This window comes from Lactobacillus taiwanensis DSM 21401 (assembly GCF_001436695.1).
Taxonomy (GTDB): domain Bacteria; phylum Bacillota; class Bacilli; order Lactobacillales; family Lactobacillaceae; genus Lactobacillus; species Lactobacillus taiwanensis.
This window is the reverse complement of the sequence record NZ_AYZG01000051.1, coordinates 90,063-113,981: the sequence shown is the minus strand read 5'-3', so window position 1 is coordinate 113,981 and position 23,919 is coordinate 90,063. Positions and strand designations below refer to the sequence as shown.

Sequence of the window (23,919 nt, the reverse complement as noted above, 5' to 3'; positions counted from 1 at the left end):
ACCAACCTTTTTAATTAAATTCAATTTTATTATACTAAAAAATCACTCTTTAGTTTAACAAATTTATAAATTGTCTGCATAGACTAATTCTTTTCCAGTTTTGAAGTCGTAAATAACATACCCATAATTTCCATTTTCCTTTTTATATGTTATTTCCCATACAGGTACTCCTTTATACCAGCCTAGTTCACACTTAACTTTACTGTGCCCTGGATGAGCGTCATTAAAAATTTCCTTTATTTGTTCTTCACTTTTACCTTTACTTGCTTGGTAAAGATAGGCTTTTTTACTATGAGGAAGATAGATAAAGTAATACTTTTTACCTTTTTCACTAGTACCGACTAAGCTATTACTTTCAACGCTGCGACTTAGATGATAATTTTTAGTAATTGTTGTAATTGGCGTTTTTTGAAGGGCAATATCATTTGTTTGCTTAATACTATCGCTCATAGGTTTAGTTGCAAAGTAAAAAATAATACAGATAAATAAATAAATTACTGCAGCTACTCCGACTACAATTCCTGTAATTTTAAGACTCTTTTTCACATATTTATTCATTTTGTTTGCTATTCCTTAAAATATTTAGTAATTGTTGCTGGCTTACCTTTTTAGCGCTCACAGGAAGACCTGCTAAAAATTGTTCACCATATGACTTATTCCAAACACGTTGATCTAAAACCACAAAGGTCCCATGATCACGTTCATTTCTAATCAATCTACCACATCCTTGCCTAAATCGTAAAATGGCACGCGGAAGAGTGTCAGCATCAAAAATTTTATCGGCTCCTATCTTTTTTTTCAACGACTCAGTTCGTAGTTTTACTTCTGGCTGATCAGGCGATTCAAATGGAAGACGCGTAACAATAGCTAAATCAACACCATTGTGCTTAAAGTCTATTCCCTCCCAAAAACTATTTGCTCCAAGTAATAGTGCTTTTTCTGCTATTCCGAATCGTTTAGCTATTTTTTCGTTAGAACCAGTTAATCCTTGAGCTAAAATTTCATAATCCTTCAAAGTATCAGTATCTTCACTTAATCTACTAAAGACGTCTCTAATCACATCTAAGTTTGTAAATAATACTAAAATATGATCATAATTTTTAATTTTAGTCAGCAAATTACTTACAAATTCTTCATATTCAGGACTATTTGGATTTTCAGGAGCATTAATATCAGAAAGAGCATAAATTTTTAAATGCTTTTCTACTTTAAAAGAGGGTTTTGCTCGATAAGTTAGTGTCTTTTTAGGATCTAAATATAAATTTTTAATTGTGTAAGAGAAATTATCTTGTTCTGCTAAAGTAGCCGAAATAAATAATTTTTTGTTGAAATAATGATATAGTTGTTGAACTTCCTCTTCAGGATCAAGCATTAACCAAGTTAAATTTGTAGACAAAGGATCGTCTTTATTACTTATTTCCAAGACAAAGCCCTTATGATCTAGTTTTTTAGGTTCACTTAGTTGATCTAGCAATAAGTAATTCTGTTCTGAATAATAATCGAGATGATCAACCTCATCTTGCAAATCTTTTATTAAAACATCATCGCTAGTCAATAAATTCTTTTGTTGATGATAAAGTAAAAATAAAATTTGGTTTGTTTCTTGGCGTACTAATTCGATATTATCCTGCATTTGATTTAACAAATGCCTAAATTGAGGGATGTCCCTGAATAAATCTTTACCTTGAAAACCTAAGCTGATAGCATTTTGGCGGTTTTCTTCCCTACTTGTCGCAAAACGTCGATTGTCATAAAGTGCATTCTGAACATTATTTATGGCATGAATTAAATCGGTAGTATGATCTTCCAGTTTATCTAGAATTAACTTGAATTCTAATTTATTTCCAAACCTAACCTTAGCACTATCATCAGCATAAAAAAGTAAATTACGTAAGTGACTGCACATACCCCAAAAACTTTCAAATTGCAGCGAATCATTTCTAGAACTTGCAACATTTTCTACAAATCGGTGGGCTTCATCAACTACTAGAAATGGATTTTGTCCCCAAATTGAATCCATATAATGATTAGCAAGATAGGCATGATTGGTAATTAAAATATCTGCTTGTTCTTGACGACTGCGAGCTAAATTCCAAAAATCATAGTCTGCAAAAGCTGTTCCAATTCTTGCATCTCCAGGATGTTCAATTGACGTAAATAATGGAGCTTGATAATTAGTTAATTGTAATTCGTCTAAGTCACCAGTTTCAGTCTCAGTTAGCCAAATTAATATCCCCATTTGCAGGATTAATGTTTGCTGAATAGGATTATCAGTTTGATAAAGAGAATTATAGAAACCATCTAAATCTAGATAATGACTACTTGATTTAACAATTTGAGCATCTAAATCTAGATGCGTAATTCTTAAAAGTTGCGGAACTTCTTGCTTTAAAATTTGTTCTTGTAAAACCTTAGTTGGGGTAGCTACTACTAATTTTCGACCAGAATAAAGCTCATAGGCATATGCCATCAAATAACTAAAAGTTTTTCCACTCCCATTAGGCGCTTCAACAACTAATGAATCATCAGAATCGCTATATACAAAGTCATGTAGTCTATTAATTAAACTAACTTGACCACGCCTAAAACGTAGGTGCTTCTTGAACAACTCCTTCTTTTCATCGTCACTTTGAGGAAATGAGCCCTTAGTTACAGCTTCATTATTACGAACAGCTATATTTTGCCGTTTTAAAATCAAATGCTTTACCTGAATCAGATCTTTGTCTAATGGCCTTTTTGTTTGACGAGCAACCTGACCTATTTCATGAAAAATATAATCTGTGTCTCTTAAAAGTCCTTTTGATAATGACGTTAAAGTATTAAGAGTCGCCTGAGGAAGATTTTCCAACTTTTTAATTACTTTTAATAATAATTTAGCCGTCACTAAGGCATCTGAGTCAGCGCGGTGAGGATCCAAATGTTTAATTTTTAAGCGACTAGTAAGGTCTCTTAATTTATACGAAGGAAAAGTTGGAAAAGCAATTTGGGCTAATTCAACTGTATCAATTGCTTTTCCAGTGAAAGGCTCTAATCCTGCACTAACTAGTTCATAGTTTAGAAATGGAAGATCGAAATTTACATTATGAGCAACAAAAATCGTGTTTTCTAAAATTTTACGAATTTTAGGCGCATAATAACGAAAATCATGAGCGTCAGCTACATCTTCATTACTAATATGAGTTAAATTTTCAACAGCAGGAGGGATCTCACGATGAGGATTGATTAAGAATGAATATGTTTTTACTACCTTACGCTTTTTGATGATCGCACAGCCAAATTGAATAATATGATCGCCTTGGTTACGTTGCGTGCCTGTAGTTTCTAAATCGACCACAGCAAAAACATCATCTGTAAAGGCTTTTTTCATAATAATCTCCCTTCTATTCTGTCTCTAGTCTACTGGGACTACTTTCTTTGCGTCAAGCAAAATTAAATATTTTCCTATAACCTTTTTACTATCCGTCATTTCATTTAAGGCTTGTTCATATAAACGCAATTGACCAGTATATTTTTGCTTAATTTTTTTGATTGCTTGTTCTTCATGCTTTTTATCAACAAAGTCAGTCTTGTAATCAAACAAAATCAGTCCTTCATCTGTTTCAAAATATCCATCTACTGTCCCGTGGACTAAAATTTTTGCCGCAGGATCGGAGAAGTTATTAAATAATTCACTCGCATTAACTAAACTAGAAAACTGACTTTCTCGATGTAGGTTAGCTGGTTTTTTCCAAAAATCTTTAGCGAACTCACTCATTACAAACCAATTTAAAGCGTCTTTAGATAAATAAGGTACCATTAGTGGATTTAGCTTACCTAGTTCAACAAGCTTTTTGATCTCTTCTTCTAGATTTTTCTCGTTTTTACTGCCTTCATAATTATAATATTGTAAAACCAAGTGCATTGCGGTACCAATTTCTGCTCCAGTAAACTTCTGTTCTTCTAAAAAAGTAGGCGTTTCATCAATTGGTTGTAGATAGCGATTACTTGAGGAAATCAATCTTGAGTTTTCAAGTTCGGTGTCCATCGGATCATTGAAAACCTTTTTTATTTCAGAAACTGATTGATAAGCCGTCGTTTTTGTTGCATCCCCAAATGGATAATAAAAGTCATAAAGATCTTTAACTACCGTGTTTATTTTAGAACTTAACTCTTGAGTATCCTCATTATGGGTCCTTATCTCTTCTAACTTAAAATCAAGATTAAATTTCAAATAATATAATCTATCTTGTTCTTCTAATGCCAAAGTCATATCATCAATTTTTTGATCAAATTCATGCTTTTGTTCTAATTTTGGTCCTAAAAAGTCTAAAGGAGATTGAGCATTAATTTTTTTAACCAAAGGCAGAGTATTAGTGCGTTGATCAATTTCACTTAACCATTTCTTCTGTTTGCTTTCAAGATCATTAACACTTGCAACCAAAATTAGTTTCTGCTGCGCTCTAGTTAAACCAACGTACAGAATTCTTGCTTCTTCTTCCAGCATTTGTTGTCGCTTCTCTACATCGGCAACAGACTTAACCAAAGAATCAATGCGATAATCTTTTTCCTTTACTGTCAGGCCTAGCGAATCTTTACCGATAGTAAAATTACCACTTAAATCCCTAGTTTGATATTTATGGCCTAAACCCATAACAAAAACAACTGGAAATTCTAATCCTTTAGATGCATGTATTGTCATTAATTTTACAGCGTTATCTGCCTTATCACTTAAAAGTGGCTGAGCTAAATCTTTCTGATTTTTTCTCATTCTTTCAATAAAGCTAATAAACTGATATAACCCTTTAAACCCTGCACTTTCATAAGAAGTTGCTCTTTCATACAAAGATTCCAGATTAACTCTACGTTGTTGCCCATTTGGCAATCCTGTAACGATCTCTAATAGATGTGTTTTTTCATAAATACTCCAAATTAATTCAGAAATTCTATGCGTTGCCGCAAAATTTCTTAAAGTTTCAAGCTGTTGTAAAAATCCTTTACATTTTTTACCAAGATCAGAATTAACTGAAGCAAAACTTGCTAACGCAGTATAGAAATTACCACTTCTGCTTTTAACTCGAATTTGGGCGAGTTCAGGTTCTTTAAAATTAAAAAGCGGTGATCTTAAAACTGCTACTAGAGGAATATCTTGTTGAGGATTATCAATTAATCTTAAATAATTCATAATCATGATTAACTCAAAAGTTTGAAAATAGTTTTGAGCATCAGTAACAAATAATGGTAAATCAGCTTTTGCAAACTCCTGCATTACTTGTAAGTTGTCGCTTCTAGTTCGTGTAATAATAGCAATGTCAGAGTACTCCAGAGGACGCTTAAGCTGAGTTCTTCGATCCCAAATTTGAAAATTTTCTTTCTTTAATTGTTTGATTCTAGCAATAACCATCTGAATTTCGCTAAAATCTATTTCATCCCCATATTTCTCCTCATAAGCAGATTGTGTACGCTTCTTATCACTAAAAATATACTCACTTGCTGTTGGTAAATCAGCAGGATAATAATCAGCACCAAATTGCAATTGACCTTCTTTTTTATAATCTATTCCACCAAAATTCGTTGTTAAAATTGGATCAAATAGTACATTAACTGTCTCAGTTACTCTCTTTGTTGACCTGAAATTATCTGCTAAAACAATTCGTTCACTATTTTCATCTTGTCCGTAAGCATGGTATTTACTCAAAAATAGATCAGGACGTGCTTGTCTAAAACCATATATTGATTGCTTCACATCCCCAACCATAAATAAAGTGTTCTGTCCTTTTTTCTTGATAGCCCTAATGATATTTTCTTGCAGAGCATTCACATCCTGATATTCATCAATCAAAATCTCATTGAATTTTTCTTGATAATATTCTCGCGCAAGATGTGCATTAGAGGTATCAGTAGTTAGAATATTAAAAGCGAACTGTTCCATATCACTATAATCAATTAAATTCTGCTCTCTTTTTAATTGACTAAATTTTTTAATAAGTTTCTTCTCTACTCCTATAATCGTTTCAACTAGCTTTTCAGACTTCTTGAGAACTTTTATTTGCTCTTTTTCCTCTACTACAAAAAAACTAGCAAAAATCTTCTTTAATTGATCATTCAAATCTGATTTTAGATCTTGACTTTCTTGATAAACGGCAATACTATCTTCTGACCATTTTTTTGATTTTCGAACAGTTTTTTCAAATTTGCAGTTCATCAGGCTAGCACGAATTTCATTATAAGAATAATCATCTTCTAAAGCTTTTAAAAATTCATCTAATCTATTAGCAAATATATCATAATTTTCTTTTACCTTACTTAAATCGGCTCCATCTATTTCTGGAAAAGTAAATAACTTTTTAACCTCATCTTTCAAATCACTGACTTCTTTGATCAGCAAAGGTTTTATTTGTGTTTGCCATAATGAAGATTCAACTAACTTATCTTTTACATGGTAATAATTTGCTAAGTTATTAAGAAAATTCTCATAGTTGGGTTCAGAAGTGGCAGTGTTATAAAGTTGCAACAATAAGTTTCTAGCACCTTCTGCGTCTCGATCGCCTGAAAAATTATCATAGAAGTCTTGAAAGTCCTGATTATCCTCTTCCAAATATTCACTTTCTAGCTCACGCAATGCACGCTCTTTTAAAAGTTCAGCTTGTGTTTCATCGGTCAAAACACTAAATTGTGGATCAAGATCAATAACATAATAAAAGCGTCTAATTATGTCTAAACAAAAAGAATCAATCGTTGAAATATTAGCGGTATCAATGTCTAATAATTGATTTCTTAAAAACTGATTGTCAGGTTCTATTTCAAGCTGATCACTTATTTTTTGTTTAATACGCTCCTTCATCTCACGAGCAGCAGCTTTTGTAAACGTAATGATTAAAAGCGATGAAACTGGCGTACCTGAAAGAATACGTCTCAAAACTCGTTCAACCAAAACTGTAGTTTTACCAGATCCAGCAGATGCAGAAACTAAGATATCTCTTCCATGATCATTAACGGCTTGATTTTGTTCTCTAGTAAAATTTGTCACCTATTCATCACCATCCAAATTTAGTTTTTCTTTAATTAAGTTCAATAAGGTCTTTTTATCAATTGCTTTAATTTTATGGTAATTATTTTCTTTTAACATGGCATCAAAAAAGAAGATATCTTTAAAGTCAGAATAAGTAAGGGATGTCTGTTGACCATAAGCGTAAGGATCAAGTTTAATCTTACCTGATAAAATCTCACTACCTGCATTTTTAATTAGGTAAGAATTATAAGCTAACAATAATTCAAGTTGATCAGGAGTAAAGCTTTGATTTCGTGGCCAACTAATATCACCGTTTGCTTTTCGCTTAACACTATTATATAGCTCAGAAGTTGCTCGATCCTTTTCCATTCCTGGTTCAATCAAATCAAGCATTTCTTCATCTGCGATTAAAATTCCGTTATACATTAATTTCTTAGTGCTTTCTTTGATTAAGTCCTTAATTTGATAGTTACTTAAGATCATTTTGTCGCTACTTAAACGATCTAAGCTACTAGTTATATTCTGGTAAAAGGCACCTAAAACGTCTAAATCTTTACCTTGAGCAAAAAACTTATTATTCTTTTTTAAAACTTCAAGATAAGAAATCATCTGCATTGAAATTCCATTTGCAAATAAACCTAAATCAAATTTCTTAGCAGAAGATTTATAATCAATTACCTCTCCTAAAACGCGGTTATTTACTTTGGCTAAATCAACACGATCCATCTTTCCACGAAGATCGACAACCTTCTTTTCATTATTATCATCTTTCCAGTCATAAGAGAGACCTTCTACTCTTTGATTTTTACCAAAACTTAATTCCGAATATTGCGGTCTAAAGGCTGTTTTATTTGCATTACTGTGCCAATAATACGCAACATTAGAAGTTGTTTGGTCAAGCTTATGGAACAGATATTTATTAAAAGGATCATTCAAAAGTTGCCGATATCTTCCCTTTTCTTTTAACTCCTCTCTTACCTCAATTAATAGTTCTGCTAGCTTTTCTTCGGTTAAATCAGCAAAATTTAAATCTTTTTCTTTTATCTTTTTAACCAGATAATCAAAAGTTTCATGATAATAATTTCCAGCTTGAATTACATCTAGCTCATTTTCAAAACGTTTCTTTAGATGCAAGCCATAATTCAAGAAATATTCAAAAGAATTTTGATAATAAGTTTCTAACTGAGAAACTGAAGTTTCAATTCTATTTCCATATAATTCTTGAGCTAACTCTGGAGATAAATCTTCAGGAACATTTTTAAAATTGCTGCCTTCAACTACATTTTGTGTCACTTTGCCTATTTTTTTCTCAGTCAAATCTAACAGAGAATCTACATTTACATCCTCTTTGCCCTTTAAATAGGTTAGATAGCCTAGACTTGCCTCAGGATTAGTCATAAACGTTAGCACATCATCACTATTAGTTGGTAAATCATGCTGTGCAAATTCTTCCGCCTTCGTTAATCTTAAGAGCTGTCTATAAAAAATAGAAGGTTCCAATTGTTCGTTAGCTGTATTAATTACGGGATAGGAAATATAAATTTTATCGCTAGCTAAACTTAAAGCATTTCCAAATTGATAATTCTGATCTAAATTATTAATTTTCTGCTGATCTTCTAAATAACCACTAGCATTAATTCCATCGTTTAATTGTTCTAAGTTTTCTGAACTAAAGAAACCAGGTATTTTTTCAATTTGCGGTAAATTACTACTAGTTGCACCAATAATAAAGACTTGTTTATAATCTTGCCCTTGAACCATTCCTAATTCAGAAATATTAACTGCATCAAGCGTAGATGGAATTTGTGAGAAGTTTGCTTCGCTAAAACCACTAATTAGCAATTCAAAGAACTGATCTAATGAAAATTCTTTTGCTACTAATAGATAATCTTTCAATAAATCATTTAAAGTTGACCAAACTTGTTCTGGCTGCTGAGCAAGTTGCAAATCTCCAGCATCGTTTGCTTCTTTTCGCCAGGCTTCTAGTCTTTTAGCTACTCGATTTTTTATTAAAAAGTTCCAAAAGATTGTAACTGCTGTCTGAGGATCTTTTTCGTCTTCTAAATTTTTAAAGAAAGTACTTAAAATATCAACGAAATATTTTCTTAAGTGATCTAGTTCCTCTACTTCTTGTTCAGATTTATCTAAGGCAATTACATTGGCATCAACAAAGTTCTTTAGTGGTTTTGTCCAGAGAGTACCTTTAATTCCATGTGCTAAAACAAAATTTTCAAGTAAGTCAACATCATTTTGAAAGCGCGCAGAACTTTTATACCATTCAGGGATGAAAAGCTGCGTTTTCATTAAAGCAATTACATTATCAGTTTGAAATCCGCGATTAAAGATTTGCTGTAAATTTTCAACAGCAACCACTAAGGGATGATATTTCATCTCTTTTTGTAAGTCATTAAAGAATGGAATATTATTCTGACGTAAAATCGGTGTTAGATATGTTTCATATTCACTTAAGTTAGGTGCCAAAACTAAAAAATCCTGATAGCGATAATTATTTAAAGCTACTTGTTGATAGATTGTTCGAGCCACGAAATAAGCTTCTGCATAACGTGAATCTGCCTTAACTGGCTGTAAAAACTTACTTACTTGTTCATCAAAATTACCGGTTTTAGTCCAAATTCCGTTTAATAAAGAACTTGGACTAGATGAAGATAATGGGAATTCTTGACATTGATAATCTAATTCCTGATTTTGCCAAAAATGTTCTAATTGTTTAATTGTCCGTTGAACTACGTAATCATAATCTCCTGGTTCAGTATTTGTATTTATTTTTCCAATTTTTGTTTTAAAAGCTAAAGTAGTATTATTAGCCTTTTTTGAAATTAACCGCACTGAGGTTAATTCCTGTAGAGAAAAGTGTGAAAAGTCAGAAAAATAGAAATCCATCTTACTTAAATTATTACTTTTAGCTAAAAATTCGTTAAGTAATAACTGCATTTCATCTTTTGTAGCAAATTTTTCTGATAATCGTTCGATAAATTCATCATAAACAATTTGAAGATCATGAATTTTGTAACGCATTTCTTCATTTAATTTTTCATTATCAATATTATCTAGTTCAATATTTCCGGCTCTAACAGATAGAATAGCCTCATACATTTGTTTTAATGCACCAGATGTAATTTGTGTTTTATTCTGGAACAACTTTAATTCATCTTGATAGTCAGTAACAATTTGTTCTAAAAGCATTACACTAGCGGCATCATCAAGAATTTGAGGCAATCTAATTGCTTCATCTTTTAAGAAATACCAAGCTAATCGTGAAAATGAAAGAATATGCAATTTATTAACTGCTACTTGTTTTTTATTTGTTAAAACAGAGAGCTTGCTAAGTGCGCGTACTTCTGTGGTAAACTTAATATGGTTTGGCACGATAATAAATACATCGTGCGTTTTATCTTGGTAATATGACCTAACAGCTTGATCAATTATTTCATTTTGCAAGTTGTCTACTTGTCTACCAGTAATTACATTAATCATAAGTCTCGTGTCTCCTTAGCAAATATTTTAGCATATGGAGCAAAACAAAATAGACTAATGAAATTTATAATATAGGAAAGATAATTGTGAATAAAAAAACAGAAATTAAAGCACATGGAAAAGTAATTCTTATTGGCGAACATTCAGTAGTTTATGGATATAATGCATTGGCTCTTCCAATTCAAGCCTTAAATATTACCACTACTGTTGAACAAACTGATGGAGCTACTTGGATGGACACAAATCATTACCATGGTGCTTTTTTTGATGCTCCAAGTGAATATGATGGTATTAAATACATCGTTAAAACGCTACTTGAAAAAGTAGAAGATGCACCTAACGTTAAAATTACTTATACCGGTGAAATTCCTATGGAACGCGGATTAGGTTCTAGTGCTGTGGTAGCTTTAAGCACTACAAAAGCTCTATCACAATTTTTAGAATTAAATCTCACGCAAGATGAGGTTATGGAAATCACAAATCATGCAGAAATGATCAATCATGGTAAGGCTTCCGGACTGGATGCTGCTACAGTAAATTCCAATTATTTAGTTTTCTTCAATAAACAAGATGGACCGAAACAATTATCACAAAAATTAGGTGCTACTCTTCTAATTATGGATACCGGTGAACTTGGCAACACCAAAATTGCAGTTCAATCAGTAAAAAAGCAGATGGATGAAAGTGAATCTAAAAAGAAGCAAATTGCCCGTCTTGGTGAACTTGCTACTGCAACTCAGACAAATTGGCTTAAACAAAATGCTGAAGAAGTAGGAAAAATATTCGATGAAGCTCAAAGTATATTAGCATCTTTCAAACTTTCTACTAAAAGAATTGATAATATTTGTAAAATTGCTAATGAAAATGGCGCTTTAGGTGCTAAATTATCAGGTGGTGGTCTTGGCGGAATTGTTATTGCATTATGTCCTGACCAAAAAACTGCCCAAGAAATTGCTAAAAAGGCTAGTGCTAATTTTGATAACTACTGGATTGAGGAAATTTAGAGGATTATTTAATGAAAAAAACTGCACGTGCGCACACAAACATTGCATTAATTAAATATTGGGGTAAAGCAAATTCTGCACTTAAAACGCCATTGATGTCTAGTCTATCAATGACTCTAGATGCTTTTTATACTGATACTACTTTTAACCACGATTCATCTCTTATTGAAGATACTTTTATTTTGAATGGCAAAAAGCAGACACCAGAAGCTAGTAAACGAGTTTTTAATTATATTCATTTATTGCAAGATCGCTTTGGTTTTAATGATCATTTTACAATTGAATCTACCAACCACGTCCCTACTTCTGCAGGTCTTGCCTCATCTGCTTCCGCCTTTTCAGCTCTAGCTACAAGCTTTGCAGCAAGTTATGATTTAGATCTTTCAAAAAAAGAACTTTCAAGATTGGCTCGACTGGGTTCTGGTTCAGCAACTAGATCAATTTATGGGGGCTTTGTTGAATGGCAAAAAGGAAATGATGATGCAAGTTCTTATGCTATTCCAATTGATGAACATCCTGATCTTGATCTTTCACTTTTAGCTCTTGAGGTTGATACTAAACAAAAGAAAATTTCTTCAACAGAAGGAATGAAATTAGCACAAACTTCCCCTTTCTATGAGCCTTGGATTAAAAGAAATAAGCAAGAAATTGCTGAAATTAAACAAGCTATTTCTGACAAAGACTTTACCAAAATTGGAGAACTAAGTGAGCTGAGCGCCAATGAAATGCATGCTTGCAATTTAACAGCAAAAGAACCCTTCACTTATTTTGAACCAGAGACAATTAAAGCTATTAAACTAGTTGAAGATTTAAGAAAAAAAGGTATCGAATGTTATTACACAATTGATGCTGGTCCGAATGTCAAAATTCTCTGTACCTTAAGAAATAGAAAAGAAATCATTTCAGCTGTTCAGAAAACATTGTCTAATGTTAAAATAGTCGTTGCGAGTTTCGGCCCAGGCGTTACTCTGCTTTAGTAATTTGAAAATAAAAAGATTAGAGGAATATTCGTTGATTACAGAACAAGCACCAGGAAAGTTGTATATTGCGGGAGAATATGCAGTTCTTGAGCAAAACTGCCCTGCCATTTTAGTTGCAGTAAATGAATTCGTACGTGTTTCTATTGCAAAAAGCACAGGTTCGCGTGGCTTAATTCACTCTAAGCAATACTCTCAAGATTCTATTCACTGGATTCGTAAAGGCAATCAAATGGTTATTGATAATCGTGATAATCCATTTGAATATATTTTGTCAGCTATTAAATTTACTGAACGTTTTTGCTTAGAACAAAAAGTTCCGATGTCTTTATATGACTTACATGTTAATTCTGACCTTGATTCAGCAGATGGTAAAAAATATGGTCTTGGTTCTTCAGCAGCAGTTACTGTAGCTACCGTTAAAGCTATTCTTAATTTCTATGGTTTAAATTGTACTAAAGACCTTATTTTTAAACTTTCTGCAATCTCACACTATAGTGTTCAAGGAAACGGGTCTGCTGGCGATATTGCAGCAAGCGTTTATGGTGGTTGGTTAGCTTACCAGACTTTTGATAAAGCATGGCTTAAGCAAGAATTAGCTACTAAATCTCTTAGCGAGGTATTAAATGAGGCATGGCCTGGTCTTAAGATTCAATTATTAACACCACCTGAAGGCTTGAACTTAGTAATTGGTTGGAGTCAAAAACCCGCTTCTACTTCTCAATTAGTTGATAAAACTAACGCTAAGAAAAAGTTTATCAAAAATCAATATGATACCTTCTTAGAGGAATCGCGAGCATGCGTTCTTGACATGATCAGAGGATTTAATGAGAAGAATATTGCTTTAATTCAAAAGCAAATTCGTTTAAATCGTCAATTACTGAAAGAATTTGCTAGTCTCAATCATATTGCTATCGAAATTCCACGCCTAACAAAATTAATTAATATTGCTGAGCAATTCAATGGTGCAGCTAAAACTTCTGGCGCCGGAAATGGTGATTGTGGAATTGTAATTGCTGATGAACAAACAGACATTGAAGAAATGAAAAATAACTGGCGTAAAAATGGAATTATGCCTTTAAACTTTTTAGTGCACTCAATTGCCTAATAAATTTAAATACTAGGAAACAATATATGTCACAACGATCTCAAAGAAAAGAAGAACATCTAGCATTAGCTAAGATGTTTTTTAATAGTAATAAAACCAATGATTTTAATCATATCCACCTTATTCGTCCTGCTCTTCCAGAAAGTGCAGTAAGCGAAAATAGTATTGTAACTGAAATGTTTGGCAAAAAAATTAGTGCTCCATTCTTTATTAATGCTATGACTGGAGGTTCAACTTCTTCTTATACAATCAATAAACGTTTAGCTCAAGCTGCTGCTAAAGAAAATATTCCGATGGCTCTAGGTTCTGCTAGTATCCTTGAAAAAGAAGTTGATCAAATAAAGAGTTTCAAAATTGCACGTCAAGAAAATCCAGATGGATTAGTTTTTGCTAACGTAAATCCAACTACAAATCCTAAAATAGCTAAGGAAATTGTTGGTGCATTAGATGCCAATGCACTGCAAATTCACCTGAATAGCGTTCAAGAAGCTGTAATGCCTGAAGGAGATCGTGATTTTCACTGGCTTGATAATCTAAAAGCAATTCGTGAAGTAATTGATGTTCCAATTATCATTAAAGAAGTTGGAATGGGTATTGATCCAGAATCTTTACGTACCCTTCTTATTAATGACTTTTCAATTATTGATTTAGGTGGAAGTGGCGGAACAAATTTTGCTCAGATTGAAAATGAGAGACGTAAAAATCAAAAACTAATGTTTTTAGAAGATATTGGACTCTCTACAGTAAAAACTCTCCTTGCGGCTCGAACTATTCCAGTTAATAAAACCATTATTGCAGCCGGTGGAATTACGAATGCTCTCGATGTTTTTAAATCTTTAGTTCTAGGTGCTAAATATGTTGGTATAGCAAATTACTTTTTGCAATTTGCTAGCCAAGATTTAGACTCATTAATTGTCGCTATTCAAAATCTAAAATATGAATTAAGTCTTCTAACTGCTCTTTTCGGTATAGATAATATTGCTGAGGCTGATGAAATTAAATATTATTTAGATATTGATCTATACAATTTTACTAAACAAATTTATAATTAGTGCTGTTTCTAGGATGGCTGCGTATGCAGCCATCCTTTTTTGGTTTATTTTAATATTGATGTTAAAGTAACAATTACATTGCTATATTTTTTGTAACAAAAAAGCTTTCACACTTTGCGAAAGCTTTTTTCGTTTATTCCTTAACTAAATGAATTTCTCGATCAAATAGTTCTCTCATTTTGGTATTAAAGTTATGAGCTATAAATACAATAGTTGCTTTACTCTTCAATAAGTTATGTAGGATATCCATTGTCGCCTTTTGATCAATTGCACTGGTTCCTTCGTCAATCAAAATAATGTCGCTATCATGAACTTTAGCACGAGCTAAAACAATCTTCTGTCTTTGACCTCCTGAAATATTTAACTTATCCAAATCAATTTTCTTCTTTAGACCTTCATCAAACTTTTCAAGATCCGAAGCCAAATTCACTTCTTCAACTGCCTTACCTACTCTACTATCTAGTTTTTCATTAAACATTGTGACATTATCTAAAATTGAAGCTGGGAAAACTACCGGATCTTGAGGAAGATATCCTATCTTCCTTAAATCAGGAACAATTTCATTTCCATCTTTATCTTCAAATATTATTTCCCCTCTGCTTGGTTTTATGTCTCCAAGAATTAACTTAAACAATGTTGATTTTCCAGCACCCGAATCACCAGTTAATAGTATTTTTTCACCTTGATTAATTTGTAGATCAGGATAAGATAGACTCTCTCCATTTGAAAACTGCAGACCTAAACCTTTTGTTTTTATTGTTGCAGGAGTAGTAAACCCACTTTTACGCAAATTTTGTACTGGCTTTGTAGATTCATCTATTTCTGTAATTAAATTTTTAACTCCTTTCATCTGACCTCGAGCATTAGAAATCTGATTAATAGCTTGATTTAGATAAAATCTAAAATTACCAACAACCATAAGTGCACTGATCTCTAATAAACCATTCTTAACTAAAACACCTGACAATAAAAAGATAATTAAGCCAAAAATTGCGGAGGCAATCCCAGTAATGGCATTAAGTAATTTAGTATAAGTGGTCTGTTTAACATTTGCATCTTCAAGTTTTTTACTTGCTAACTGAGAAACTGAAAATAACTTTGCTCCAGCAGCAAATTGTCTTAATTGTTCTAACCCCTGAAGCCAATTATTCAAAGTATCTAGATAAACTTGATTGCTATCAGAAATAAGCTGATTTGCTTTTTGTAGTGGTTTCTCAATTAGTTTTGGAAGAATTAAAGTAATTGCCACAATTAAACAAATCGTAAGTAACAAAATCCAATTTAACATAATTAAGTATATGACAATTGAAATGATCATAACACTACCATATAGTAAATTAAAAATAGCACCAATATAGTTTTCATTAACCATTTGTAAATCATTAGTTAGTCTATTTTGCATTTCAGGAACTTGATGTTTTTTGCCATCGTAAAAATAGTGCTTAACAATCTTATCTCTAACTGAATTATTTAAGTCTTGTGCTTGATAAGTAATCAAATATTGACTGATATTTATAAATACATAGCCCAAAGCAAAAACTACTAAGCTTACTGCTGAGATAATCAAAAAATTACGTAAATTACGTGAAAGAAGAATTGCTGTTTCAAGCTGAATTAGAGTCGTACTACTAATTATTGTAATAGGAGTTAAGATAGTAATAATTATAAAAAGCCAAAACCTAACTGGATTAGTTTTTATAAGTTCCTTTAAACTCATTTTCTTGGCACTCCTTTCTTTTCTAGTTTTATTTCATGATCAAATTTAGCCTTTAATTCTGGCGTGAAATTATGTGCAATCATTAAAATTGTTTGATCAGTATTTAGCAGCTCATCAATAATTTTTTCAGTAGCCTTTTGATCGATCGCACTCGTTACCTCATCCATCAGAACAAATGGCTGACGATGTATTTCACTTCTTGCTAAAACTACTTTTTGTCTTTGTCCACCTGATAAATTTTCATTTTTCAAATCAACAATTGTGTCAACTCCAGCTGGCATTTTAGCTAAATCAGTACTTAGTTGAACTTTATTAACTACATTAAGTATTTGTTGTTCAAACTTCTTAGCAAACATCGTAATATTTTCCTTAATTGAAACTGGAAAAACTATTGGATCTTGTGGCAGATAACCTACTGTAGCATTTTCAAGTGGCTGATTATTTTTGTCTAAGTAAGTAACAATTCCATTTTGTGCCTTCAACTTTCCAAGCAAAACTTTAAATAATGTAGACTTACCAGTTCCTGAATCACCAGTCAGTAACACTTTTTCTCCAGCCTTAATTGTAAAGTCAGGATAAGAAATGGTTTCACCTTGGTCATATGAAGTCTTCAGATTTTTTACTGAAACACCATATGCGCTTGCTTTGACTGGTCGCTTCTTATTGCGACGTAATTCAGAAATTTCTTGACGTAATTCTTTTGTTGACTTAATTTGTGTGATTGCACTAGTAATTTCCCAAATAGCTGAAAAAACTGTAAATCCAAATGATCCAGCAACCGCAAATTCACCAAAAGAAAGTGCACGATTTATAAACAAAATTCCAGCAAAGAAAGACAAACCTACTTGTGCTAGGGCATTTGCCCAGCCATTTAAAAGATACGAAATCGTATTATACTTACAGCTTTCCTTACTTGCTTTAACATAATCATCACTCGTTTGATGAAGTTGTTTTTTTAACCGTCCATAAGCACTAAAGCGTCTTAATTCTTGCAAACCGCCAAGCCAATGCTCGATCGCATTGAGTAATTTCTCATTTTTAACGTTAACTTTCTTAGCAGCCTGTGCAGTTTTCTTTTCCATAATCTTAGGAATTAGAAAATTAATCCCTAACAATATTGCACTAACTAACACCAAACTCCAATTCATCTTAAGTAAAATTCCTATTGAAATAAACATTTCAAGCACTCCACTTAAAATAGACACCCAAGGAGTAGCAAAATCAGTCGTTAACATTTTTAAGTTTCCTGTTAACTGATTCTGCATTTCAGAAACCTTTTCATCATTACTAGTATTATAGTAATGTTGCATAATATCTTCTCTAATATGATGTAAATAGCTCTGTGTTTGTTTAGTAAAGGCAATTGTTGCAATTGGTAGTAAAATTGCGGCTCCTATTTCCATCCCTGCTTGAATAAAAGTCCAATAAATATACCCATTCAAATTTCCCTTAAGTATATTATTCAATGAATTTTTAAATAGATATTCTCCTAATGCACCTGCAATGGCATAAAGAATATATAAAGCAATGATTAAGATTGAACGTGGAATATTACTTTTTATTAATTCTTTAAATGTCATTATTTTTCCTCCTTCGCTTTAGTTATTATTAATTTTACTAATACTTTTTTAATTTTCAATCATATTTTTTTAAGTGGTAATATTTTTTAACTAAGCGGTAATTCTAAGCTACTTTGTACTATGGTATACTAACTTTATCTAAAAAAATCGAGGTGAAAACTAGGTGTTTATTCTAAATAACTTAGGATTAAGCTTAAAACTGAATTCTTTTCTTTCAGTTATTAAGCTGTATTTAATAAACATCCCCAAATTTGATGAAGGTTTGGGGGGATTGTTAACTAAATAGCTAATTTTTCCCTGAACTTTCAAAATACAAAAAAATAAGTATTCAAAAGGAAATGGAAAATGTTTAAAAAACTTAACTAAGAAAAATGATTTTACGATTGTTAATTTACTTATTGGCCGAATTGGAACAAATATTGTAGATTCACTTTTTTACATGGCAATTCTTTGGTATTTCAAAAGTCATTTTCATTCACCAATGTTGCTCTCAATAATTTTCATTGCGGGATCAACAATTGATATGTTTTCATTTACTCTGGTCCGATAATTGATCGAGTAGATATTAAAAAATCACTTCAGATAATAACTATTATTCAAGTAGGACTTAGTCTGGCAATTGTTCCTTTATTAAACGATCAAAAATTACATACTTTTGCAATTTTTCTTTTAATTGTTGTCTACATTTTATCTACTATTGGCCCAACCTTAATCTATTCAGCTGAAGATAAAATATTACCTATTATTGTAAAAAAATAAAAATTAACTAAAGTTAGCAGTATTGTTAATTGCATGATTCCCGTGGGATCTTTTTTAGATGGGATTATCATCAAGGACTTTGGTGCACGACCATCTATTATTCTTGAAGGAATTGCTCAAGTAATAACGGCATTTTTCTATTTGGTTCTCTTTATAAAACAAAAAAATAAATCATAATTCTTTTCTAAACACTTAAATTGAATAATATATGGAGTTAAAAATGAGTAATAAGAAAAATAAAACAAATAATGCGGAAATTAAAACAAGAGTAGTTACATATCGTCCTAGTCAATAATTAATTAAATTTAAGAAAAGAGAAAATCATGACTCAAGATATAATTACTACTATTACAACAAAACATGACTTTGAAAAAGCTTTGATTGCTGCTAATATTAGCTCAACTGACAAGGTTATCGTCCATACTGCTTTAAGTAAATTTTACTATGTGCCTGGTGGCCCTGAAAGCTTAGTTCAGGCGCTAAAAGGAGTAATAACTCAAGGCACAATTATGATGCCATCAGAAGTCAGTACTAACTGTGATCCAGCAAGTTGGGAATATCCTCCTGTTAGAAAAGATTTAATTCAAGTAGTTCGTGACAATATGCCTCCATATAACCCTGATACTTCTCCAAGTGAAGGTTTAGGTATCACGCCAGAATACTTTCGAAAATTACCAGATGTAGTTCGCAGTCCTCATCCCTATCTACCTATCGCTATTTGGGGTAAGGATAAAGATAAAATTGCTAAAAAACAGCCACTTGACCTACCTTATGGTATTAATAGTCCGCTAGATTATCTGTACCAAAATAATGGTAAAATCCTCTTTCTGGGAACTAATTATGAAACTTGTACAATGCTCCATTATGCTGAATCAATAATTGAAAGAAAAACAGAAACGTATACTGCAGCAACGGGAATAGACCAAGATGGTAAAACAATTTGGACAAGCTATCAAAATATTGATATGGATATATATGATGACTTTAATGATTTAGGTTTAGCTTTTGAAACACATAATTCTAGTGAATTTAGACAAGTCAATTTAAATAATGGCTTTATTAAATCTATTAATGTAAAACCATTAGTAGATTTTGCTAAAACTTGGTTTAGACGAAAAGATAATAATTTATAGCAAAAAAGCAGGAGCCCTCCTGCTTTTTTCATATTATGTATTTACTATTGCTTTTAGCTGTTGTTATAGGGACAATAATTAGCAAAATTTATATAATACTTATCTCCTTCTATTGTCCATTCATGCACACAGGCATCTCCACTTCCAAATTTGATTTTAGAATCTATGGGAAGTTTTAATAATGTATGATATAGCTGCGTAATTGCTCCACCATGCGTAACAATTACGATTGTTTGATCATCAGAATTTTGGCTAAGAATTTCAGATAAAATAGATTCTATTCTCATTCTAAAATTTAATTTACTTTCTTGTCCATAATGTGAAGCATGAATTGGAAGCTCGACTTTCGGATACTTTTTATATGCTTCATCATATGGTAAACCTGCGCGAAGTCCATTATTAAATTCTTTTAGTTTATCTGTTTTTATTGCACTAAGACCAGTCAATTTTTCTAAATATTGTGCAGTTTGACACGCTCTTTTTAAGGAGCTTGTATAAATTTTATCTACATGATAATGTTTTGACACATATTTGCTCATTGCTTCAGCTTGTTTATGTCCACGTGGAGTTAAACTAAAGTCTGCTCATCCTTCACAAACTTTTAAAATATCCGCTTCACTTTCACCATGTCTGATAATTAAAAGCTTCATTATTCTACCTTCTCAAAAACTTCACACACCATTGGTGCTTGCGGATAAAATTCTTTCCCTATTTCCTTATATTCACGCGTAAAAAAATCATCATGAACTCTGCGCCAATATTCATAACTACGATCTCCTTCGCCTTCATGATAAGCATGTTCTTTCGAAATTAAATTATAAGGGATAATCTCTACACAGCACTCTCTAATTACGCAAACTGGCTGCTGGTTTCCATCTAAAATAATGCTCCATTCGCCTGCCTTAGGAACTGCTTCATCTTTACTATACAATTCATATGCTGAAGTAGTAGCCGTCTTAATGCCTTTATCTACCAAAGAAGCTAGTTCATTAGCATCTTTTTGTGTTGCTCCAAAAGCCCAAGCTTCAACAGGAGTTTCATAGTCTAAATTATGGCTTCGACAAAATCCATGCCAATATTGTTTTATTTGTTCACTCATTAAATCTACCAATAACCAATTAAATTTAGCTTTTGTATAGTATACATTATATATCTAAATATTAACATGCAATTTGGAGATAACTCCAAATAATGACCAAAAAAAGTAAAAAGGTTTGGAGTTAATTCCAAACCTTTTTAACAAACTACTATTTGATCTTAGTCAGAACCTTAGATCCAATTTCTAAACCAAGGCTATGTGATTCACTGCCCCAATCACGTTCATCATAATTTTCCATATCAGCTAAGGTATCGGCGGTAAATAGGATTTGCGCACAATCCACTTTTCTAAACTTCGCACATGCTGCCAACCCAGCGCATTCCATTTCAACAGTTGCTGCTCCTAGCCGACGAAATTGTGCTACTTTTTTAGGCGTTTCTCTAAAGAAACCATCAGTTGTCCAAGTAGTGATCTCATCATATTTCAAACTTAATTCAGATAATACGCCTTCTACTTGATTCAAAAAATCACGATCTAAGTCAACAAACTGTCCTGGCTCCATGTAATGAAAAGATGTTCCTTCATCCCGGATCGCTCTTTTAACTAAAAGCATCTCATTTTCTGGTAAGTCATTCAAGGCACCGCAAGTACCAAACGTTAAAACTTTTTTTACGCCATAAGCAATTAACCATTCAAGCAATTGCACAGCTGCTGGTGCTCCTAAGGGTGCCTGACACAAAGTAAACAATTCATTATCAATTTGAACTTCATAGATTTTTGGATTAAAAGAGCATGATTCAAATTCGCCTAAAGTGCGATGAAGATGTTGATCTAAAAATGCTTTAATTTCTTTTTCTGGCACAAACGCGTAAAGCAATCTTGGATGAAAATGAAATGGTTCTTGATCGTGATTTGGTTCAAGAACAGCATGCGGATTTTTGTCAAAGTCTAAAATAAATGGTTGTTCATTCATAGTTTTCCACTCCATTTTTAGTTGAAATATTATAAATTCACTAATACCTGAGATCCAATATTCAAACCAACACTATATGAATCATGGCCCCAGTTACGTTTATCATAATTATCCATATCAGCCAAACTATCGGCAGTAAACAAAATTTGCGCAAAATTTATGTTTCTGAATTCTGCACAAGCAGCTAAAGCTGAGCACTCCATTTCGACAGTTTTTGCACCTAATTCTTTGGCTTGTAAAACTTGCTTGGGTGTTTCTCTAAAAAAGCCATCGGTTGTCCAAGTTATTCCTTCTTCATATTTAAGACCTAATTTCTTTATTTCACTTTCAACGCTTCGCACAAACTTTTCATTTAATGTAATCATCTTACTTGGTTCTTTGTAATAAAAGGATGTACCTTCTCCGCGAATCGCTCTTTGTGGAACAAATATCGTGTTTTCAGGCAGATCAGTCAGTGCCCCTGCATTTCCAACAGATAAAACTTGTTTAACTCCATAATTAATCAACCAATCCAAAAATTTAGTTGAAGCTGATGCTCCCACTGGGGCTTGACATAACGTAATTAGTTGATTATTGATTTCCACTTCATATACCTTAGGCCTAAACGAAACAGTTTTAAATTTGCCCAAAGTCTTATGAGAGTGTCTATCTAAAAAAGATTTAATTTCATCATCTGGAACAAATGCAAAAAGCAATTTTTCATGAAACTTATACTGTAAATTTTCGACTCCAGGTTCTATTACAGCTTGTTTATTTAAATCAATATCTAAAATAAATGGTTGTTCATTCATGTATACCCTCTCCCCCTCCTTAATCAATAAATGGATAGTCGCCATTAAAGTAATGATCAATAAAAAGCTGATGTTGCTTGTTAAAAATCTTGGGTAATTTATCTTTAGAAAAATATTTCAAGTCAAGAGTTTCAGAGCTGACTTCTTTTGATGTTTTTTCTACTAGTTCAACAATAAATTCAATAGTTACTGCCTGTGCTACATCTTGATTTGGATAATATTGGATAAAATTAGTTGAAAGGCCTAATAATGATTTAGTTCTTACTTTTAAGCCAGTTTCTTCTAAAAATTCTCGAACGCATGCTTCTTGGGCTGATTCTCCAAATTCTAAAGCACCACCAGGTAAGCCCCATGCATTAAAATCTGATCTTTTTTGAAGTAAGATTTCATTCTGATTATTAGTCAAAATTCCACCGGAAAAATTTAAAATAATTGGTTCATGACCAACTTTTTTGCGTAAAGTTTTAATGTAGTCTTGAGTCATTGCTAGTCCTCTATACTGGCGAGCATTCGCTCACCAACTTTTTTAAAAGCCAGATCTTCAATTTTTTCAGTATAATTAAATATTCCAATTGCTGTTGTGAAAATTAGATATTGTTTAGTCAAACTCAATAATTGATAGTTCAAGTTTTTAGTAGAATATCCTTTTAAAAATGAGTCAATTAAATCTGGATTCAATGAGAAATCTTGATAAAACAATTTGATAAAGTCTTGATATACGGGACCAAGACGTGCTTTTTCAAAATCAATTAAAGTCAACTTCCCACCGATATACTTATAATTTCTGATTCCTACATCCCCATGTAAAACAAAATGTGAATTGTTTTTCAGATCTTTTTGAATTTCATTTTTATGCGTCATAAATTTTTTTGCTACTTTATTTAACTGATTTCTATAGAAAGAATCTTGAAAAGTATCTATCTCTGACAGATAGTCATCAAATTGATTTCGTACAATCTTAATTTTAGGAAATGGTTTAATTTGCATATGAAACTTACCTAAAACTTGTCCCATTTTGAAAGCTAAATTTTGATCAATAATGGAGGAAATGTCTCTAGGTTCAACGTCTTTTAATACTAAAATATATTTATTATCAATTGAAAAAGTCGTTATCATTCGATCATTCATTTGTTTTGTAACTATTTCTTCTGTATAACATCCTTGCTCTTTAGCAAATTGTTTTACAAAAACCGATTCATGATACAAATTACTATACCCAATAAAAGTTTTATTAAGAGATTCATGATCGATTGGCTTCAGATTACTTTGTAATTTTTGATTTAATTTTTCAATCAAAATCATT

Annotated in this window: 16 protein-coding genes and 2 pseudogenes; 6 read left to right on the top strand and 12 right to left on the bottom strand. The window is 32.1% G+C overall.

Annotated features, from left to right (window positions below):
• Window positions 1–63: 63 nt before the first annotated feature.
• Genes FD18_RS06805 through FD18_RS06790 form a run of 4 tightly spaced genes read right to left on the bottom strand, consistent with a single transcriptional unit; the run spans window position 64 to window position 10,483 of the window.
• Entirely contained in the window at window positions 64–558 is a 495-nt protein-coding gene (locus tag FD18_RS06805; RefSeq protein ID WP_057719190.1) for a PepSY domain-containing protein, read from the bottom strand.
• Window positions 551–3,367 (bottom strand): helicase C-terminal domain-containing protein, encoded by a 2,817-nt coding sequence (locus FD18_RS06800; RefSeq protein WP_057719189.1) that lies wholly within the window; start codon window positions 3,365–3,367, stop codon window positions 551–553. Before FD18_RS06800 ends, FD18_RS06805 begins: the two co-directional genes overlap by 8 nt.
• A gap of 24 nt (window positions 3,368–3,391) precedes the next feature.
• Window positions 3,392–7,006, bottom strand: a complete 3,615-nt coding sequence (gene addA / locus FD18_RS06795; protein WP_057719188.1) for a helicase-exonuclease AddAB subunit AddA — start codon at window positions 7,004–7,006, stop codon at window positions 3,392–3,394.
• A complete protein-coding gene (locus tag FD18_RS06790) occupies window positions 7,007–10,483 on the bottom strand; it encodes a PD-(D/E)XK nuclease family protein (RefSeq protein WP_057719187.1) in 3,477 nt (1,158 codons plus the stop codon).
• Window positions 10,484–10,569: 86 nt separating this feature from the next.
• Between FD18_RS06790 and mvk the strand changes: the two genes are divergently transcribed.
• The 4 genes from mvk to fni are packed head-to-tail and all read left to right on the top strand — an operon-like array spanning window position 10,570 to window position 14,624.
• Window positions 10,570–11,487, top strand: a complete 918-nt coding sequence (gene mvk / locus FD18_RS06785; RefSeq protein ID WP_057719186.1) for a mevalonate kinase — start codon at window positions 10,570–10,572, stop codon at window positions 11,485–11,487.
• Window positions 11,488–11,498: 11 nt separating this feature from the next.
• Window positions 11,499–12,464, top strand: a complete 966-nt coding sequence (gene mvaD, locus FD18_RS06780) for a diphosphomevalonate decarboxylase (protein WP_057719185.1) — start codon at window positions 11,499–11,501, stop codon at window positions 12,462–12,464.
• A 34-nt stretch (window positions 12,465–12,498) separates the two neighbouring features.
• The gene (locus FD18_RS06775; RefSeq protein WP_057719184.1) at window positions 12,499–13,572 is read left to right on the top strand and encodes a phosphomevalonate kinase; all 1,074 of its coding nucleotides are present in this window, start codon (window positions 12,499–12,501) and stop codon (window positions 13,570–13,572) included.
• Window positions 13,573–13,598: 26 nt separating this feature from the next.
• Window positions 13,599–14,624: a type 2 isopentenyl-diphosphate Delta-isomerase gene (gene fni / locus FD18_RS06770; protein WP_057719183.1), complete on the top strand. Its 1,026-nt coding sequence runs from the start codon at window positions 13,599–13,601 to the stop codon at window positions 14,622–14,624.
• A 133-nt stretch (window positions 14,625–14,757) separates the two neighbouring features.
• Here the strand turns inward: fni and FD18_RS06765 are convergent, their stop codons facing one another.
• The gene (locus tag FD18_RS06765; protein WP_057719182.1) at window positions 14,758–16,341 is read right to left on the bottom strand and encodes an ATP-binding cassette domain-containing protein; all 1,584 of its coding nucleotides are present in this window, start codon (window positions 16,339–16,341) and stop codon (window positions 14,758–14,760) included.
• Window positions 16,338–17,921, bottom strand: coding sequence for an ATP-binding cassette domain-containing protein (locus tag FD18_RS06760; protein ID WP_057719181.1), 1,584 nt, complete (start codon window positions 17,919–17,921; stop codon window positions 16,338–16,340). Before FD18_RS06760 ends, FD18_RS06765 begins: the two co-directional genes overlap by 4 nt.
• A 382-nt stretch (window positions 17,922–18,303) precedes the next feature.
• On the opposite strand from FD18_RS06760, the pseudogene FD18_RS10435 reads away from it, so the two are divergent.
• Both FD18_RS10435 and FD18_RS06755 read left to right on the top strand, forming a co-directional pair.
• Window positions 18,304–18,677, top strand: a pseudogene (locus FD18_RS10435) (MFS transporter); the annotation flags it as partial.
• Between the two features lie 326 nt (window positions 18,678–19,003).
• A complete protein-coding gene (locus FD18_RS06755; RefSeq protein WP_057719180.1) occupies window positions 19,004–19,813 on the top strand; it encodes an AAC(3) family N-acetyltransferase in 810 nt (269 codons plus the stop codon).
• Between the two features lie 53 nt (window positions 19,814–19,866).
• On the opposite strand, the pseudogene FD18_RS06750 reads toward FD18_RS06755, so the two are convergent.
• The 6 genes and pseudogenes from FD18_RS06750 to FD18_RS06725 all read right to left on the bottom strand — a co-directional run.
• Window positions 19,867–20,382: pseudogene (locus tag FD18_RS06750) on the bottom strand (histidine phosphatase family protein); the annotation flags it as partial.
• 80 nt (window positions 20,383–20,462) lie between these two features.
• Window positions 20,463–20,912 (bottom strand): ASCH domain-containing protein, encoded by a 450-nt coding sequence (locus FD18_RS06745; RefSeq protein ID WP_057719179.1) that lies wholly within the window; start codon window positions 20,910–20,912, stop codon window positions 20,463–20,465.
• A 148-nt stretch (window positions 20,913–21,060) separates the two neighbouring features.
• Window positions 21,061–21,825: a nucleoside phosphorylase gene (locus FD18_RS06740; protein WP_057719178.1), complete on the bottom strand. Its 765-nt coding sequence runs from the start codon at window positions 21,823–21,825 to the stop codon at window positions 21,061–21,063.
• A gap of 29 nt (window positions 21,826–21,854) precedes the next feature.
• The gene (locus FD18_RS06735; protein ID WP_057719177.1) at window positions 21,855–22,616 is read right to left on the bottom strand and encodes a nucleoside phosphorylase; all 762 of its coding nucleotides are present in this window, start codon (window positions 22,614–22,616) and stop codon (window positions 21,855–21,857) included.
• Window positions 22,617–22,635: 19 nt separating this feature from the next.
• The gene (locus FD18_RS06730) at window positions 22,636–23,100 is read right to left on the bottom strand and encodes an NUDIX hydrolase (protein WP_057719176.1); all 465 of its coding nucleotides are present in this window, start codon (window positions 23,098–23,100) and stop codon (window positions 22,636–22,638) included.
• 2 nt (window positions 23,101–23,102) lie between these two features.
• Complete coding sequence (locus tag FD18_RS06725) at window positions 23,103–23,918, bottom strand: phosphotransferase (RefSeq protein ID WP_057719175.1); 816 nt, start codon at window positions 23,916–23,918, stop codon at window positions 23,103–23,105.
• Window position 23,919: the final 1 nt, after the last annotated feature.